Below are 16,274 nucleotides of genomic sequence, written 5' to 3' on the forward strand. Positions count from 1 at the left end.
GGTGCGAGCCGGCCACCAGCGAGTAGTAGAAGGGGAACAGGAACAGGGCCGCGGTCAGGCTCAGCACGATGTAGGTGCCGATCCCGGCCTTCTCCCCGGCCCCGCCCCGGCCGCGTCGGGCGGGGACCGGCGCGGCGCTGACGGCCGCCTCGCGCGGGGCGTCGATCGTGGTCATCGGGTGCCTCCGGTCGTGGTCTTGGGCAGGGGACGCTCGCGGGTGCGCAGCGAGGCCAGCCCGGTGTTGATGAGCACCAGCAGGATGACCAGCGCCAGCACCACCACGGCGATCGCCGAGGCCCGGCCGAGGCGGCCGATGTCGAAGGCCATCTCGTACATGTACATGGCCACCACCTGGTACTGGTTCAGCGCGCCGCCGCCGGCTCCGTTGCCGAACAGGAAGGGCTCGGTGAAGAGCTGCGTGGCGCCGATCGTCGACAGCACGATGGTGAACAGGATGGTCGGGCGCAGCCCCGGCAGGGTGACGTGGACGAACTGCGAGAAGCGGCTCGCGCCGTCGATGGCGGCCGCCTCGTACAGCTCCTTGCCGATCGACTGCATGCCGGCGAGGTAGATCAGCGCGTTGTAGCCGGTCCAGTGCCAGGTGACGATGATCGCGATGGCGATCTGGGCCGTCCAGTTGCCGGCGGTCCAGGCGACCGGCTCCATGCCGAGCAGGCCCAGCACGACGTTGGCCAGGCCCCCGGGGGTGTTGGCGAAGATCGAGGCGAAGACCAGCGTCGCGGCCACCAGGGAGGTGGCGTACGGCATGATCATCGAGATCCGGAAAAAGCTGCGGACCCGCATGTTGTAGTTCAGCAGGTGCGCCAGGCCGAGGGCCATGATCAGCTGCGGGACGGTGGAGAGGATCCCGATGGTGAAGGTCTTCCACAGCGCGTTGTAGAACGACTCGCTCCCGAACAGCCAGGCGTAGTTCTCCAGGCCGATGAACTCAGGCTCTCCACCGGCCAGGCGGTACTCGTAGAAGCTGAGCCACACCGTGTACAGCAGCGGGAACAGCCCGAAGGCGCCGAAGAGGATGAAGAACGGGGCGATGTAGACGTAGGGCGCGGACCGCTCCCCGAGCGGCCTGCGACGGGCCGGACGGGAGCGCGGTGCCGCGGGCCTGGCGGGGCCTCGGGTCAGGGTGTCGACCGCCATCTGGAACCTCCGGTTCTGTGTGTCGGATGGGCTGTCCGGTGCGGGCCGGTGCCCCCGACCGCGGTGGGGTCGGGGGCACCGGTCCGGGTCCGCATCAGCCGATCTGGTCCTCGAGGGTGCTCAGGGCGGACTGCCAGGCCTCCTCCGGGGCGACGCCGTTGCTCTCGACCGAGGTCAGCGCCTGGCCGATCGCCTGGTCGATGGCGCCGTCGTCGACACCGAGCGGCTGGTCAGGGGCCGCGCGGAACGAGTCGCTGAAGATCTGGCCGATCGGGGCGTCGTTGAAGTACTCGTCGGTGACGTCGGCGATCTGCTCCAGCGAACCGCTGTTGGACGGGAACGCCAGACCGGCCTCGAACTCCTTGGTCTCGGACTCGGCGCTGGTGAGGAACTGCGCCAGCTGGGCGGCGGCGGCGGCGTTGGGGCTGTCGACCGGGATGGACAGGTAGGACCCGCCCCAGTTCCCGCCCAGACCCTGCGGCAGCGGCATCACCGACCAGTTGCCGGCGTTGTCCTCGCCGGCCTGCTGCTTGATGTAGCCGAGCATCCAGGCGGGGCAGGCGATGGTGGCGAAGTCGCCGGTGTTCATCGCGGTGTTCCAGGGCTGGGAGAACTGCTCGAGCTTCGCGGTCAGGCCCTCCGCACCGACGCGGGCCGCGCGGTCGAACGACGGCTTGACGGTGGCGTTGGTCTCGTAGGTGGGCTCGCCCTCGGCGTCGTAGTTGCGCTCGGGCTGGACCGAGGTCAGCAGCCGGTAGTAGCCGCTGGCGGCGTCCATCCACGGCTCACCGGTCGCCTCGACGTACTGCCGGCCGACCTCCTCGTAGGCGTCCCAGTCGGTGATGACCTGCGACAGCTCCTCGGCGTCCGACGGGAGGCCGGCCTCCTCGAGCTTGTCGTTGCGGTAGCAGATGGCCATCGGGCCCGCGTCGGTGCCGAAGCCGAGGACGGCCCCGTCCTCGGTGGTGATCGCGCCCTGCTTGGCCGGCGGGTACTGGTTGGCGTCGGCGACCGCGGTGCTGCGGATGTCGAGCCACTGGTCCTGCTGCTGCTGGGTGACCAGGGCCGCCCGGCTGATCTCGATGGCCTGGATGTCGGCCAGACCCGAGCCGGAGTTCAGCTTGGTGGTCAACGCGGTCCAGTAGTCGTCCTCCTGCTGGACCTCGGTGTACTCGATGGTGACGTTGGGGTGCAGCTCCTTGTAGTCGTCGAGCAGCCCCGCCTTCTCGAAGTTGGCGAAGATGCCGCCGAACGAGTCGACGGTGATCGTGACGGGCTGGCTCGCGTCGGGGGTGCCGAGCGCGCTGGGGGGCGACCCCGCCTCGGCCGACCCGCCGCCTCCGCCGCACGCGCTGAGCAGGAGCGAGGCTGCGACGAGCCCCGCTGCGGCGCCCGCAGCCTTCCCGCGACCGGTGATGAACATCCGAACCTCCTTGGGCCCCCGGTGGCGGGGGGTCGACGTTGACCAACTGCGAGCGCTCTCTGAGAGCGCTCGCAGCACGGACCTCATCCCACGAGGACACCCCGTGTCAAGCCGGGACGGGGATCGTTGCCGTTCGGTGACCTTCGCCTCAGGCGGAGTCGCGGACGACCAGCTCGGTGGGCAGCAGCACCCGCCGGGCCTCGCCGGTGCCGTCCACCAGGTCGAGGAGCTGCTCGGCCAGGGTGCGTCCCATCTCGATCACCGGCTGACGCACCGTGGTCAGCGGAGGCCGGGCCGCGGCGGCCAGCGGGACGTCGTCGAAGCCGACCACGCCGACGTCGTCGGGCACGCGCCGTCCGCGTTCGGTGAGCGCCTGGATCGCCCCGAGGGCCATCGCGTCACTGGCGGCGAAGACGCCGTCGAGGTCGGGGACGCGGTCGAGCAGGATGTTCATCGCCGCTCGCCCGCCCTCGATGGTGAACGACTCGTGCGCCACCCGGCCCGCCAACGGCACGCCGGCACGCTCCAGCTCACGCGCGAACCCGCTGAGCCGGTCCTGTGCCGGGGTCATGTCGGACGGCCCGGCCACCATGACGACCGACGTGCGCCGCTCGAGGAGGTAGCGAGCGGCTTGCGCCGCGCCGCCTTCGTTGTCGGCGTCGACGAAGGGTTGCTCGGGATCGGGCTGGTGCGGCCGCCCGCACTGGACGACCGGGACGCCCAACCTGCGGATCTCGTCCGGGAGCGGATCGGGTCCGTGCAACGCGCCGATCATCACCCCGTCGAGGTGGCCGCCGGCGACGTACTGCTCCAGGCGCCGTCGTTCGTCGGCCACGCTCGCGATGATGAACATCAGCTGGCGTTGACGGGCCGCGACGCCCTGGTGGACACCTCGCAGGATCGTGGCGAAGAACGGGTCGGAGAACATCTCGTCCGCCGACATCACGAAGGCCACCGAGCCGCTGCGCCCGGTCATCAGGGCCCGGGCGGCGTAGTTGGTGACGTACCCGAGCTCCGCGGCTGCCTGCTGCACGGCCTCCCGGTTGGCGTCCTTGACGCTCATCCCCGAGAGCACCCTGCCGGCCGTCGCCCGTGAGACACCGGCGCGGGCGGCCACCGACTCCAGCGTCGGGTGACGTGGCACCCGCCCTGAAGCTCGTCCCACGTCGACCTCCTGTCGGCCCGCCTGCCGACCCAGCGAGCCACCCTCCGCGATGTGATGTCCTGCGCGCAATGTACAGCGGCGGGCCCCCCGGCTGACCAGCGATACCGGCTGCGCCACGGGGTCGTCGGCGAGCGACCGGTACCTGCAGCGGCCGCACGCCCGGGTGCCGGCACACCGCTGGTCGACTCGTCGGTTGAGCCGTTCGCCCTGGGCTGGCATGCCACATCGTCGCCCAGCCTGACCGAATCTGAACGAACCGTTGACGACATCCTGAGCGCCGCCTAGTTTGTGGCATGCCATCGGCATTCACCCCACGGACGGCAACCGCGCAGCGCTGCGCAGAGGAGAGACGACGATGCCGGAACAACTCGACCGAGGCGGTTTCGGCCGCCGTACCTTCGTACTCGGAGCGGCGATGGCGGGCACCGCCGTCGCCGCCTGGCAGGGCCTGCGCCAGCAGCAGGCCGTCGCTCAGCCCGACGGACCCCCCGCCAGCGGCGGCAAGGCCGTCCCGATGCCGGCCCAGCAGGCCGCCGTCAAGGGCAACACGGTCCCCGCCTTCCCCGGCTGCGAGGGCGCCGGGAAGTTCACGACCGGCGGTCGTGGCGGCACGGTCTACGAGGTGACCACCCTGGCCGACTCCGGCAAGGGCTCGCTGCGTGACGCCGTCTCGCAGGGCAACCGGATCGTCGTCTTCCGCGTCGGCGGGACCATCGAGCTCAGTGAGGGTCTCGCCGTCACCGGGAACAACATCACCATCGCCGGCCAGACCGCGCCCGGTGACGGCATCGCCATCATCGGCAACGAGTTCAAGATCCAGGCCGACAACGTCATCGTCCGCTACCTGCGGATGCGGGCCGGCGACGGGCACCAGCCGGGCGGGATCGACACCTTCAACGGCCGGGGTCATCGCAACATCGTGGTCGACCACTGCTCGGTCGGCTGGGGCATCGACGAGTGCCTCTCGCTGTACGGCAACTACGACGTCACGGTCAGCAACTGCATCATCCACGAGGGCCTCGCGATGTCGCAGCACCTCAAGGGCCTGCACGGCTACGGCGGGCTCTGGGGCGGGCAGAACATCTCCTACTACAACAACCTGCTGATCCACCAGGGCGGACGCAACCCCCGCTTCAGCTTCACCGAGGACATGGAGATGCGGGTCGACCACCGCAACAACGTGATCTTCAACCACGGCTTCACCTCCCTCTACGGCGCGGAGTGGTGCGAGGGCATCAACGTGGTCGGCAACTACTACAAGCCCGGCCCGGAGACCCTGGACGGGGTGGCCCGCCACATCATCGAGCCCTACCGGGGCGGCAGCTGGTACGTCGCCGACAACGTGGTGGAGGGCCATCCCGACGTCAGCGAGGACAACACGCTGGGCATCGCGTACCAGGTGGTCGGTCAGGGCGCCGACCCGTCGCTCACCCCGCAGGTGGGCGGCGTCGTCAACGTCCCCGGCGGCGGCATCAACCTGCTCGACGAGCCGGCCCGGATCTCCCAGCCGCTGCCCAGCACCCAGACCGCCGAGGAGGCCTACCAGACGGTGCTGGCAGGGGTGGGCGCCAGCGTGCCGCACTACGACTCGGTGGACGCCCGGCTGCTGGCCGAGCTCCGGGCCGGGATCGGACGGCTGATCAACTCCCAGGACGAGGTCGGCGGCTACCCGGTGCTCGACGACGGCGAGGCCCCGGTCGACACCGACCACGACGGCATCCCCGACGCCTGGGAGAGCGAGCACGGCCTCGACCCCGAGGACCCGGCCGACGGCACCGCCGTCGGCCCCGACGGCTACTCCAACCTCGAGCGCTACCTCAACTCGATCGAGACCGACGTCGAGGGCTACCCCACCGTCGCCATCACCGCACCGGCACCGGACACGGTGCTGTCGGACAACACGACGAGCCAGACCGTCACGGTGAGCGCGGACGCCTCCACCGTGGGCGGCGCCAGCGTCACCGCGGTGGAGTTCTACGCGAACGCCGAGCTGATCGGCACCGTGACGTCGGCGCCCTACCAGGTGAGCTGGACGGCCCCGGTGGGCACCGTGTACCTCAGCGCGAAGGCCGTCGACAGCCAGGGCGCCAAGACCCACTCGACCGCGGCGCCGCTGCACGTCAACCGCACCTCGGGGGTCCGGCCGTGGGTGTCACGCCACATCGGCGAGGTCCCGCTGAAGGGTTCGGCCTTCCGCGACCGCACCACCGGCGACATCACCATCACCGGGTCGGGCAAGATCCGCGGCCGGCAGGACGCCTTCCACTTCCTGCACCAGCCGATCACCGCCGGGCCCGACGACGTGGTCGAGATCATGGGCCGGATCGACAGCGTCAGCCGGCCCTGGGACGGCGTCTTCGCCGGGTTCATGTTCCGGGAGACGCTGAAGCCCGACTCGCGGTACTTCGCCGGTGGGCTCAAGGTCTCCCGCGACGGGCTGAAGGGCCATGTCACCCGGATCCAGTCCCACGGCCCGGGCCCCAGCCTCGGTGACTACCCCTACGAGGAGGACGAGGTGCTCGACGTCGGACCGCACTGGATCCGCCTCATCAAGCGGGGCACCGAGTTCGAGGCCCACCTGAGCCCCGACTCGCTGCAGTGGACCCGGATCGGCTACGAGCGGATCCCGATGAAGAACAAGATCTTCGTCGGGCTCGCCGTCGACGGCAACCAGCAGAGCAACGACATCCACCACTACGTGACCGCGACCTACCACCGCGTCGAGGTCAACGCCTGAGCCCGACGGGCCCGGCCGGGTGCTCCCACCCGGCCGGGCCCGTGGTCAGTGCAGCACCTTCAGCCCGATCACGCAGCCGACGATGCCCATCAGCAGCAGCGCCTTGACGACCGAGAACGACTCCGCACCAGTGACCATCGCGTAGGTCACCGTGAGCACGGCCCCGATGCCGACCCAGACGGCGTAGCTGGTGCCCACGGGCAGGGTGCGCATCGCGAAGGCCAGCCCGCCCATGCTGAGCGCCAGGGCGGCGAAGAAGACGACGGTCGGCCAGAGCCGGGTGAACCCCTCCGACCTCCCGAGGGCGGTGGCCCAGACGGCCTCCAGCACCCCCGACAGCACCAGCACGATCCACGCCACGACGACCACTCCTCCGTGGCCGTCTTGTCGCTCGCCGGGTACAGCTCCCTCGTCCGGGGCCCGGGTCTGCCGAGCCACCTCGACGGTGGCACACCGCCCGGCACCGGACAACCCCGGGCCTGGTGATCTTCCCCACCGTGCGACGTCGACGACTCCTCACCTGCCCGTGGACCGGTGTTCACCTGGGCTCAGCAGGGTCCTGCAGGTCCGCACCGACCGAGGAGACCGATGACCCAGCCCGCCCCGACCCGGCTGAGCCGACGCCGCCTGCTCCAGGCCGGCGGCCTCAGCGCCGCCACCATCGCCCTGGGGATCAGCGCCCCCGAGACCGCCGGCGCCGAGCCGGTCGGCCGCGACGAGCTGTTCGCCCTCGGGGTGGCCAGCGGCGCCCCGCGGCCCGACGGCATGGTGCTGTGGACCCGGCTCGCACCCGACCCGACCGCCGCCGACGGGCACGGCGGGATGCCGCTGCGTCCGGTGCCGGTGCGCTGGGACGTCGCCACCGACGAGCGGTTCCGCGACGTGGTCGCCTCGGGCCACGCGCTGGCCCAGCCGGAGCTGGCGCACTCGGTGCACCCGCGGGTCACCGGCCTGGAGCCGGGGACGGAGTACTTCTACCGCTTCCGCGTCGGCCGCGGCCGCAGCCCGGTCGGGCGGTTCCGCACCCTGCCGGCCCCCGGTGACACCCCCGAGCGGTTCTCCTTCGGCGTCACCTCCTGCCAGGCCTGGTACCACGGCCACTTCACCGCCCACCGCCACCTGGCCGAGGAGCCCGACCTCGACCTCGCCGTCTTCGTCGGCGACTACATCTACGAGTACGGGATCACCTCGGCCAACCTGTGGCGACGAGGCGCCTCGGTCGGCCCGGCCTCGGCGGTCGAGGTGGAGACGCTGGAGCAGTACCGGCTGCGCTACGGGCTGTTCAAGAGCGACCCGCACCTGCAGCGGCTGCACGCCCGGGTGCCGGCGGTCGTCACCTGGGACGACCACGAGGTGCAGAACAACTACGTCGGGGCCTCCTCGGCCTACGGGATGTCCGACGAGCTGTTCGCCCACCGGGTGGCGGTCGGCTACCGCGCCTTCTACGAGCACCTGCCGCTGGACGTCGACGCGCTCCCCGAGGGGCCGTCCGCCGACGTCACCACCGGTCTGGACGTGGGTCGGCTGGCCCGCTTCTCCCTGCTCGACACCCGTCAGTTCCGCGACCCGGTGCCCACCAGCGCCGAGGAGCAGCACGACCCCGACCGCACCATGCTCGGCGCGGAGCAGGAGCGCTGGGTGGCCGACCGGCTGGTCGGCTCCCCCGCGACCTGGAACCTGCTGGCCAACGGGGTCGTGGTCAGCCCGATCACCGAGGACCGCACCGACCAGTGGGACGGCTACCCCGCCGCCCGGCAGCGTCTGCTCGAGGCGATGGCCCGCAGCAGCAACCCCGTCGTGCTCACCGGCGACATCCACAAGCACGTCGCCTCCGAGCTGCGCGCCGACGTCGACGACCCATCGGCCGGCAACGTCGGGGTGGAGCTGATCTGCACCTCGGTCGCCTCCGACGGCGACGGCGCCCCGACCGACAGCTACACCCCGGACTGGGTGCAGCACGACTACGTCAAGCTCTACGACGGCCGCCGGGGCTACCTGCATGTCACCCTCACGCCGGAGCAGATGGAGTCGACCTTCGTGGTGGTGCCGTGGGTCGAGGCCGACGACACGGCCCCCCGTGAGGTGGTCGCCCGCTTCACCACCCCCGCCGGCCGACCCCGTCTCGACCGGGCCTGAGCCGGCACCGACAAGGAGGACGTGATGAGCCAGAACCCCGCGGTCGTCACCGGTCTGCAGACCGAGCAGTCGATCACCCGCACCACCCTCAGCTGGCGCTCGCTCGGCTTCGAGCCGCTGATCGACCACTACCGGGTGCACGCCGTCCGGGGCGCCGAGCGCGACTTCGAGCCCACCGAGGACAACCTCGTCGGCAAGACCGTCTACCCCCGCTTCGAGCACGACGGCCTGGACCCGCTGGGTGAGACCTGGACCTACCGGGTCCTCGCCCGCAGCGACGCCGGGCGGCTGGGACGTCCCAGCCGCCCGGTCAGCGCGACCTCCACCCCGTCGGTGGTCGGCACCGGCACCCCGGTGGCGGTGGTCGGCGCGTTCGACGGCCGGACGCTGGAGCACCGCTTCGCCCCAGCCGGCTACGCCCAGATCCCGGTCGAGCACCCCGACGCGGTCGTGGAGTACGTGCAGGGGCGCGACACCCCCGGCACCGCCTGGCCCTACCTGCTGCCCGGTCCTGGGGACTCCTGGGCCGGCCGCAAGGTCTACCGCGCCCGCTGGACCTTCGAGCTGAGCGGTGCGCCCACCGACTCCGACCTGGCGATCTGGCTGGTCGACACCACCCGGCTCGGCGGCGTCCTGCAGGTGCTGCTCAACGGCAGCGCACTGACCAGCATCGAGCTGCCTGCCGGCGCCACCCGCGGATCGCGGGAGGGCGACGCCACCGTGCCCGGGTCGACGCTGCGGCGCTGCTACTTCGAGCCCGAGGTGCCGGCGGACCGGCTGCGCACGGGCGCCAACACCGTCGAGCTGGTGCTGGCCGAGGGCGGCTGGGTGGCCTGGGACGCGGTCGGGCTCTTCGCCCGTCCCTGACCCGGCGCCGACGGAGCGACGCGGGCTGGTAGAGCGGCCGCCGTCCGGGTACGATCCGCTCGCCGCCGCGGCGTCCCTCGGACGCTGGGGTCGACATCGGGGGATCACATCGGGGGACGCAGACTCCCACACCGAGAGGATCCACATGAAGACCAAGACCCTCGCCCGGCTGGCCAGCGCGCTCGTCGCCGGAGCCGCGTCCCTGACGCTGCTCGCCCCGCCGGCGCAGGCCGTCACCAGCACCACCTACGAGGCCGACACCATCAAGTACACCAACGCCGAGCGCACCAAGCGCAGCCTCGGCAAGGTGGCGTCGAACTCCTGCGTCGACCGCTACGCCGAGCGCCAGGCGGCGGCGATGGCCAAGTCCAAGCGGATGTACCACCAGTCGCTGAAGCCCATCCTCACCGAGTGCAAGCTGTCGGCGGTCGGGGAGAACGTCGCGGTCGGTTACACCAGCGGCTCGTCGGTGGTGAAGGCGTGGATGGGCTCGAGCGGCCACCGGGCCAACATCCTCAACTCCCGCTACACCCGGATCGGCGTGGGCGCGGTCAAGGGCACCGACGGACGCTGGTACGTCGCCCAGGTCTTCGGCCGCGGCCGCTGACCCTCAGCCCTCGCCCCAGAACACCCGGTCGACGACCGCCCGGCACCGCCGGGTGAGTCGCCGGTAGTGCTCCAGCAGGTGCGAGCCGCCGCCGTGGCCGTAGCCGAGCAGCTCGGCCACGGCGGTGAGCTCGACCGGGTCGGTGGGGAAGGTGTCGGAGGCCCGTCCGCGCACCAGCATCACGGTGTTGCGGACCCGGCTGGCCAGCAGCCACGCCTCCTCCAGCGTGCGGGCGTCGGCCTCGCCCAGCAGGTCGGCGTCCCGCGCGGCCCGCAGCGCTCCCAGCGTCTCGGTGGTCCGCAGCGCCGGCAGCCGGTGCGCGTGCTCCAGCTGCAGCAGCTGCACCGTCCACTCCACGTCGCTCAGCCCGCCGGGGCCGAGCTTGGTGTGCCGCTCCGGCCGGGCGCCGCGGGGCAGCCGCTCCGCCTCCATCCGCGCCTTGAGCCGCCGGATCTCCCGCCGCTGGGTGGCGTCGATCCCGCCCTCGGGCCAGCGCAGCGGGGCCACCGCCGCGAGCACCTGCTGGGCCAGGGCGGCGTCCCCGGCGCCGACGGTCGCCCGGATCATCGCCTGCGCCTCCCAGGGTGAGGACCAGCGCTGGTAGTACTGGCGGTAGGACGACACGCTGCGCACCATCGGCCCGCCCTTGCCCTCCGGACGCAGGTCGGCGTCGACCACCAGCGCCGGGTCCGGACCCGGCCGGGCCAGGTGCTCCCGCAGCCGGGTGACCGCCGTCCGGGCCGCCGCCAGCTGCGCCTCCCCCAGCTGGTCACCCACCACGAACATCGCGTCCGCGTCGGAGGCGTACGACATCTCCTGCCCACCCCAGCGGCCCAGCGCCACCAGCGCCAGCGGGACGTCCTCGGCCCCGGCGTCGCGGCGGGCGACGTCCAGGGCGGCCTCCACCGTCGCGGTGCTGATGTCGGTGACGGCCCGTCCCACCTGCTCGACGTCGACCAGCCCGAGGACGTCGGCGGCGGCGATCCGGAACAGCTCGCGGCGGCGCACCGAGCGGACCGCGGCCACCGCCTTGGCCGGGTCGTCGTGCCGGCGGGCCGAGCTGCGGGTGGCCTCGCACAGCTGGCCGTGGTTGCGCGGCGCCAGGTCCTCGACCTTCGCCAGCATCTGCACCGCCTCCGGGGAGCGGCGCAGCAGCGCGGTCGCGTAGCGCGAGGAGGCGAGGATCCGGGCCAGCCGCTGGGCCATCGCGCCCTCGTCCCGCAGCGCCCGCAGGTACCAGGAGGTGGAGCCGAGCGCGGTGGAGACCTGTCCGAAGGCGCGCAGCCCGGCGTCGGGGTTGGGGGCCTCGGCGAACCAGCCCAGCATCGCCGGCAGCAGCTGGCGCTGGATGTCGGCCGAGCGGGACATCCCGCGGCTGAGCCGCTCGATGTCGCGCAGCGCGCCGTCGGCGTCCAGGAAGCCCAGCGCGCTCAGCCGGTCCCGCGCGCCCTCGGCGCTGAGCCGCAGCTGCTCGGACGGGATCGAGGCCACCGCGGCCAGCAGCGGTGAGTAGAACAGCCGGCGGTGCAGCACCTGCACCTGCCGCGAGGTGGTCAGCCAGGCCTCGCTGACGGCCTCGGCGTCGCGCAGCCCGACCGAGCGGGCCAGCCGACGCAGCTCGGCCTCGTCGGTGGGCAGCAGGTGGCTGCGGCGCAGCCGGAACAGCTGCACCCGGTGCTCCAGCAGCCGCTCGAACCGGTAGGCCTCGCCGAGCTGGTCGCCGTCGGCCCGCCCGATGTAGCCGCCCTCCACCAGCCGGCCCAGGCCCTCGAGGGTGGAGCGCACCCGCAGCGTCTCGTCGGTGCGGCCGTGCACCAGCTGCAGCAGCTGCACGGAGAACTCGACGTCGCGCAGCCCGCCCTCGCCGAGCTTGATCTCCCGGCCGGCCTCCCGGGCCGGGATCAGGTCGATCACCCGCCGCCGCATCGCCTGGGTGGCCGCCACGAATCCCGGCGTCTCCCCCACCCGCCACACCAGCGGCGCGACGAGGTCGCAGAACTGCTGGCCCAGCTCGGTGTCGCCGGCGACCGGACGGGCCTTGAGCATGGCCTGGAACTCCCACGGCTTGGCCCAGCGCTCGTAGTAGCCGCGCATGCTGGCCAGGGTGCGCACCAGCGGACCGGCCTTGCCCTCTGGACGCAGCGCCGCGTCCACCTCCCAGATGGTGCCGGCGGCGCTGTGGGCCGAGCAGATCCGGGTCATCGCCGCCGCCCAGCGGGTGCCGGTGGCCACCGCCGCGTCCACCCCGACCAGCGGCTCGCCGTCGGCGTCGAGGGCCGGTTCGGCCACGAACAGCACGTCGACATCGCTGACGTAGTTGAGCTCGGCCGCCCCGCACTTGCCCAGCCCGACCACCGCCAGCCGCACGGTCTCGGTCCCCTCGACCTCGCGGGCGGCGACGTCGAGGGCGACCTGCAGGGTGGTCTCGGCCAGCCGCGCCAGCACCTCCGACACGTCGGGCACCAGGTCGATCGGCCGGGGCGCGGTGAGGTCGACGGCGGCGATCCGCAGCAGCACCCGACGGTAGGCCAGCCGCAGCGCGTCGGCGGCGGCGGCCGGGGTCGGCTGGTCGGCGACCGCCTCGGCCAGCACGCCGAGGTCGTCCGGGCCGGGCAGCCCGACCGGGTGCGCCAGGTCCTCGACCAGGTGGGGGTGGTGCTGCAGGTGCATGCCGAGCGCCTGGCTGGCCCCGAGCACGGCCAGCAGCTGGCGGCGCAGCACCGGCTCGGCGGCGAGCCGCTCCAGCAGCCCGTCCACCTCGCGGCAGAGCCGGTCCACCCCGGCCAGCGCGAGGTCGGGGTCGGGCAGGGTGGCCAGCCCGTCCAGCACGACGTCCCCGGCGGCCGGCCAGTCGTCCAGCACGCGGCGGGCGGCGTCGAGGTCGTGCAGGCCACGGCGGAGCAGCGCGGTCACGCCGGTGTCGAGCCGGGTCATGTGCCCGATCGTAGGGTCAGGGCCTGCCGTCCCCGAGGTCGGCCGCGAAGGAGGCGACCCAGCCCATCGGCGCCTGCCAGTTGATGGTCAGCTCGTTGGTCGAGTAGGAGCCGATGTCGTCGACGTAGCAGGTCTGCGGCGCGCAGCCCTCGGGGAACAGCGCCGAGGTCACCGGGTCGCCCGAGGTGGACGTCGTCGCGTTCGCCCCGCCCGCCACCGTGCCGGGCGGCGGGTTCGGCGAGGACGGGTCGAGCTGGTTCGCATACATCCGGCTGTGCATGTTCTTCGAGGCCACCTCGCCGTAGCCGGTCACGTAGGACTGGTTGAGCGCGTTGCGCCCGAACAGGTAGTCCATGCCCTCGAGGAACCCATCGGCGTACCTCTGGTCCCCGCGCAGGTCGTAGGCGTAGCCCAGCACCATCAGGATGTTGAGCACCTGCCCGTTGGAGCCCCACGCGTAGTTGCCGCCCGTCGGGGCGTAGGGGTGGCCGAACGGCTCGCCGTCCTGGATGGCCAGGTAGCGGTCGGCCCCGCGCAGCACGGACGCCTGCAGCGTGCGCCGCGAGCGCAGCTCGTTGGGCACCGTGGCCAGCGAGAGCTTGCCGAGGCTGGCCACCTCCCCCCAGCTGGCGCCGTCGGCGGTGAACGAGTCGCGGCGGTGGTGCGGCGAGGCGGTCAGGTCGGTCTCGTAGCCCCGCTCCCCGGTGGTCAGGTACAGCTGGGCGGCCGCCCAGTAGAACTCGTCGGAGGGGTCGGCGTCGTCGTAGGGTCCGCTGCCGGGGTTGGGGTCGACGGCGGCGTCCGGCGGCGGGACCAGCAGGTCGGGGTGGGCCTGGGCGGCGGCGTAGGCCGTCCGGGCCGCCTCGAGCAGCTCCTCGGCGAAGGCCTCGTCGTAGGGCGCCCACAGCCGCGACCCCTGGGCGGCGACCGCGGCGAGGTTGAGGGTGCCGGTGGTCGAGGGGCGGTAGAGCACCCGGCGCTGGGGGTCGGCGGCCGGGTCGAGCGGCAGCCCGGTCCAGTCGACGTCGGCCACCTTGTGGTTGGTCATCCCGGCGTACTGCTGACCCTGGGGAACCTGCATCTTCAGCATCCACTCGAGCTTCCAGCGGGCCTCGTCGAGGATGTCGGGCACGCCGTTGCCGGTCTCGGGCACCCGCAGCGTCCCGTCTCCGAGGGCGTCCTCGTCGACGACGTCGGCGGTCAGCGTGCGCTCGTGCTCCATCAGCATGGTGCCCACCGAGATCCCGGCGGGGACCATGTACTTGCCGTGGTCGCCGGCGTCGTACCACCCGCCGGTCACGTCACGGGTGCCCTCGCACGTCCAGGGCTCGTCGTAGAGCAGCTGGGACGGGTCCCCCGGGTCCTGGCAGGGCACCGCGGTGTCGCCCTGGTTGGGTGCCACCCCGACGTGCCCGGCCGCCCGGCCGTAGCCCGGGGCGATGGCGTCGGAGATCTCGATCCCGCTGCGGTTGGTGTAGAAGAACGTCTTGGCGTCGACGCGGAGCGGGTCCCACAGATCGGCCCGGATGGAGAAGGGGTGGCTCTCCTCCTCTCCCACCCGCAGGGTGAAGCCGTCGCCGGTACGGCGGACGGCGCTGAAGTCGACCGTGTGCACCTCGACGCCGGCGCTGGGGTCGAGACCGGCCGGCGCGGTCGAGCCGCGGCGCACCACCACCCCGTCCTGGCGCAGCTCCCAGGGCTGCGGCCGGTCCTCCGCGGAGACGACCGTCGCCCGCTTCGGCCCCTCGGGCAGGTAGCCGACCTGGTTGACCCGGACGGCGGGACCGGTGTCGGGCTCGTAGGGCTCCGGCTCCGCCCCGCCGGTGAGCGAGACGTCGTCCACGCAGAGGCGGTAGGCCTCGGCGTTGGTGATGTCCTGCTGGAAGGTGACCTGGGCCTCGGCGTAGTCGGTGTCGGGGGTGAAGGTCCAGGCGTGGGTCTGCGGCTCCGGGGTCAGCGGCACCTTCTTGGTCGGCAGGAACTCCCGGTAGTTGAGGTCCGGCCCGGCCTGCACGACCACGCGGACGTTGCCCTGGGTGGCCGGCACGCTGAGCATGGACGCCTCGAGCCGGTAGGTCTCGCCGGCGAGCAGCGGCACCGGCTGCTGCAGCGCCGCGCTGTAGGGACCGCTGCCGGCCGGCACCTCGACGCAGCCGCGCCCGTCGACCACCGCCGGGTTGGGGTAGGCGTTCCAGCCGGCCAGGCCGTCGTCGAAGCCGCCGTTGCGGATCTGCTCCACCGGCTCCTCGGCGGCTGCGGGCGGCGGGGCCGCCAGCCCGGTGGCCAGCACGACCGCGGTCGAGCACAGGAGCGCAGGCCAGCTGCGTCGGGCACGGTGAGTCATCGTCGACCTCCGAGGGGGTGATCCGTGGTGGGATCGATCCCACCCCGCGGGGTCGGTCGCTGTCAAGGGCCGCTAGCCCGATCCCCGCCGGACCAGGTGGGTGGGCAGCACCACCGAGGTCGCCTCCGCCGGACCGGGGGCGTCGAGCAGGCCGAGCAGGGTCCTCGTCATCTGGCGCCCGATCTCGCCGACCGGTTGGCGGACGGTGGTCAGCGGCGGAGTCAGGTGCTGGGCCAGCGGCCGGTCGTCGAAGCCGACCACCGCCACGTCGTCGGGCACCCGCCGCCCGGCGGCCCGCAGCGTCTCCAGCGCCCCGGCGGCGAGGAGGTCGGAGGCGCAGAACACGCCGTCGAGGTCGGGCCAGCGCGCCAGCAGCCTGTGCATCGCCTGCTCGCCGTGGGCCTTGGTGAAGTCGCCGGCGGCCGCCATCGCGGTGACCGGCTCGTGCCCGGCGGCGAGCAGCGCCTCCCGCCAGCCGGCCAGCCGGTCGGCACCGGCGCTCATGTCCTGCGGCCCGGCGATGGTGACGACCCGCCGGCACCCGCGCCCGAGCAGGTGCTCCACCGCCGTGCGCGCCCCGCCGGCGTTGTCCACGTCGACCCAGCTCATGCCGGTCAGCGGCGACCGCCCGGCCGTCACCAGCGGGACGCCGGCGGCCAGCAGCGCGGCGGGCAGCGGGTCGCGGGCGTGCGCGGAGATGAGCAGCAGCCCGTCGACGTGGCGGTCGGCGGCGAAGCGGCACAGCTGCTCGCGCTGGGCGTCGCCGTGCGGGATGGAGAGCACCAGCTGCAGCCCCGCGATCGCCAGCTCGGTGCTGACCGCTCGCAGCACCTCGGGGAAGAAGGAGTCGGTGAAGACGACGTCCTCGGTCTCGGGGACGACCAGCGCGACCGAGTCCGCCCG

At 72.8% G+C, this 16,274-nt stretch carries 11 protein-coding genes and 1 riboswitch; of the genes, 4 read left to right on the forward strand and 7 right to left on the reverse strand.

Going from position 1 to position 16,274, the window contains the following annotated elements; genetic code table 11:
• Nucleotides 1-171 precede the first annotated feature (171 nt).
• From DVA66_RS06465 to DVA66_RS06475, 3 genes are all read right to left on the reverse strand, one after another.
• Nucleotides 172-1,158 carry a carbohydrate ABC transporter permease gene (locus DVA66_RS06465; protein ID WP_114559329.1) on the reverse strand — a complete coding sequence of 329 codons (987 nt, stop codon included), beginning with the start codon at nucleotides 1,156-1,158 and terminating at the stop codon, nucleotides 172-174.
• A 94-nt stretch (nucleotides 1,159-1,252) separates the two neighbouring features.
• Nucleotides 1,253-2,581 carry an ABC transporter substrate-binding protein gene (locus DVA66_RS06470; protein WP_157973870.1) on the reverse strand — a complete coding sequence of 443 codons (1,329 nt, stop codon included), beginning with the start codon at nucleotides 2,579-2,581 and terminating at the stop codon, nucleotides 1,253-1,255.
• A 148-nt stretch (nucleotides 2,582-2,729) separates the two neighbouring features.
• Nucleotides 2,730-3,725 carry a LacI family DNA-binding transcriptional regulator gene (locus tag DVA66_RS06475; RefSeq protein WP_232821811.1) on the reverse strand — a complete coding sequence of 332 codons (996 nt, stop codon included), beginning with the start codon at nucleotides 3,723-3,725 and terminating at the stop codon, nucleotides 2,730-2,732.
• A gap of 436 nt (nucleotides 3,726-4,161) precedes the next feature.
• Here DVA66_RS06475 and DVA66_RS06480 point away from each other — a divergent pair, with 436 nt between their 5' ends.
• The gene (locus tag DVA66_RS06480) at nucleotides 4,162-6,483 is read left to right on the forward strand and encodes an Ig-like domain-containing protein (protein ID WP_114559332.1); all 2,322 of its coding nucleotides are present in this window, start codon (nucleotides 4,162-4,164) and stop codon (nucleotides 6,481-6,483) included.
• 45 nt (nucleotides 6,484-6,528) lie between these two features.
• Here DVA66_RS06480 and DVA66_RS06485 read toward each other — a convergent pair whose 3' ends face one another.
• Entirely contained in the window at nucleotides 6,529-6,843 is a 315-nt protein-coding gene (locus tag DVA66_RS06485) for a DMT family transporter (RefSeq protein WP_114559339.1), read from the reverse strand.
• Nucleotides 6,844-6,855: 12 nt separating this feature from the next.
• Nucleotides 6,856-6,922: riboswitch (guanidine-III (ykkC-III) riboswitch) on the reverse strand.
• Between the two features lie 149 nt (nucleotides 6,923-7,071).
• Between DVA66_RS06485 and DVA66_RS06490 the strand changes: the two genes are divergently transcribed.
• The 3 genes from DVA66_RS06490 (at nucleotide 7,072) to DVA66_RS06500 (ending at nucleotide 10,093) form a co-directional block, all read left to right on the forward strand.
• Nucleotides 7,072-8,619 (forward strand): alkaline phosphatase D family protein, encoded by a 1,548-nt coding sequence (locus DVA66_RS06490; RefSeq protein WP_114559333.1) that lies wholly within the window; start codon nucleotides 7,072-7,074, stop codon nucleotides 8,617-8,619.
• A gap of 24 nt (nucleotides 8,620-8,643) precedes the next feature.
• Entirely contained in the window at nucleotides 8,644-9,486 is an 843-nt protein-coding gene (locus DVA66_RS06495; RefSeq protein WP_114559334.1) for a polysaccharide lyase family protein, read from the forward strand.
• Between the two features lie 145 nt (nucleotides 9,487-9,631).
• A complete protein-coding gene (locus DVA66_RS06500; protein ID WP_114559335.1) occupies nucleotides 9,632-10,093 on the forward strand; it encodes a CAP domain-containing protein in 462 nt (153 codons plus the stop codon).
• A gap of 3 nt (nucleotides 10,094-10,096) precedes the next feature.
• Here DVA66_RS06500 and DVA66_RS06505 read toward each other — a convergent pair whose 3' ends face one another.
• From DVA66_RS06505 to DVA66_RS06515, 3 genes are all read right to left on the reverse strand, one after another.
• Nucleotides 10,097-13,027, reverse strand: a complete 2,931-nt coding sequence (locus tag DVA66_RS06505) for a bifunctional [glutamine synthetase] adenylyltransferase/[glutamine synthetase]-adenylyl-L-tyrosine phosphorylase (protein ID WP_114559336.1) — start codon at nucleotides 13,025-13,027, stop codon at nucleotides 10,097-10,099.
• Nucleotides 13,028-13,043: 16 nt separating this feature from the next.
• Nucleotides 13,044-15,371 (reverse strand): glycoside hydrolase family 9 protein, encoded by a 2,328-nt coding sequence (locus DVA66_RS06510; protein ID WP_114559337.1) that lies wholly within the window; start codon nucleotides 15,369-15,371, stop codon nucleotides 13,044-13,046.
• Nucleotides 15,372-15,443: 72 nt separating this feature from the next.
• The coding region (locus DVA66_RS06515) for a LacI family DNA-binding transcriptional regulator (protein WP_114559338.1) at nucleotides 15,444-16,274 on the reverse strand (831 nt) is incomplete at its 5' end.

Source organism: Desertihabitans aurantiacus (assembly GCF_003344635.1).
Lineage (GTDB): Bacteria > Actinomycetota > Actinomycetes > Propionibacteriales > Propionibacteriaceae > Desertihabitans > Desertihabitans aurantiacus.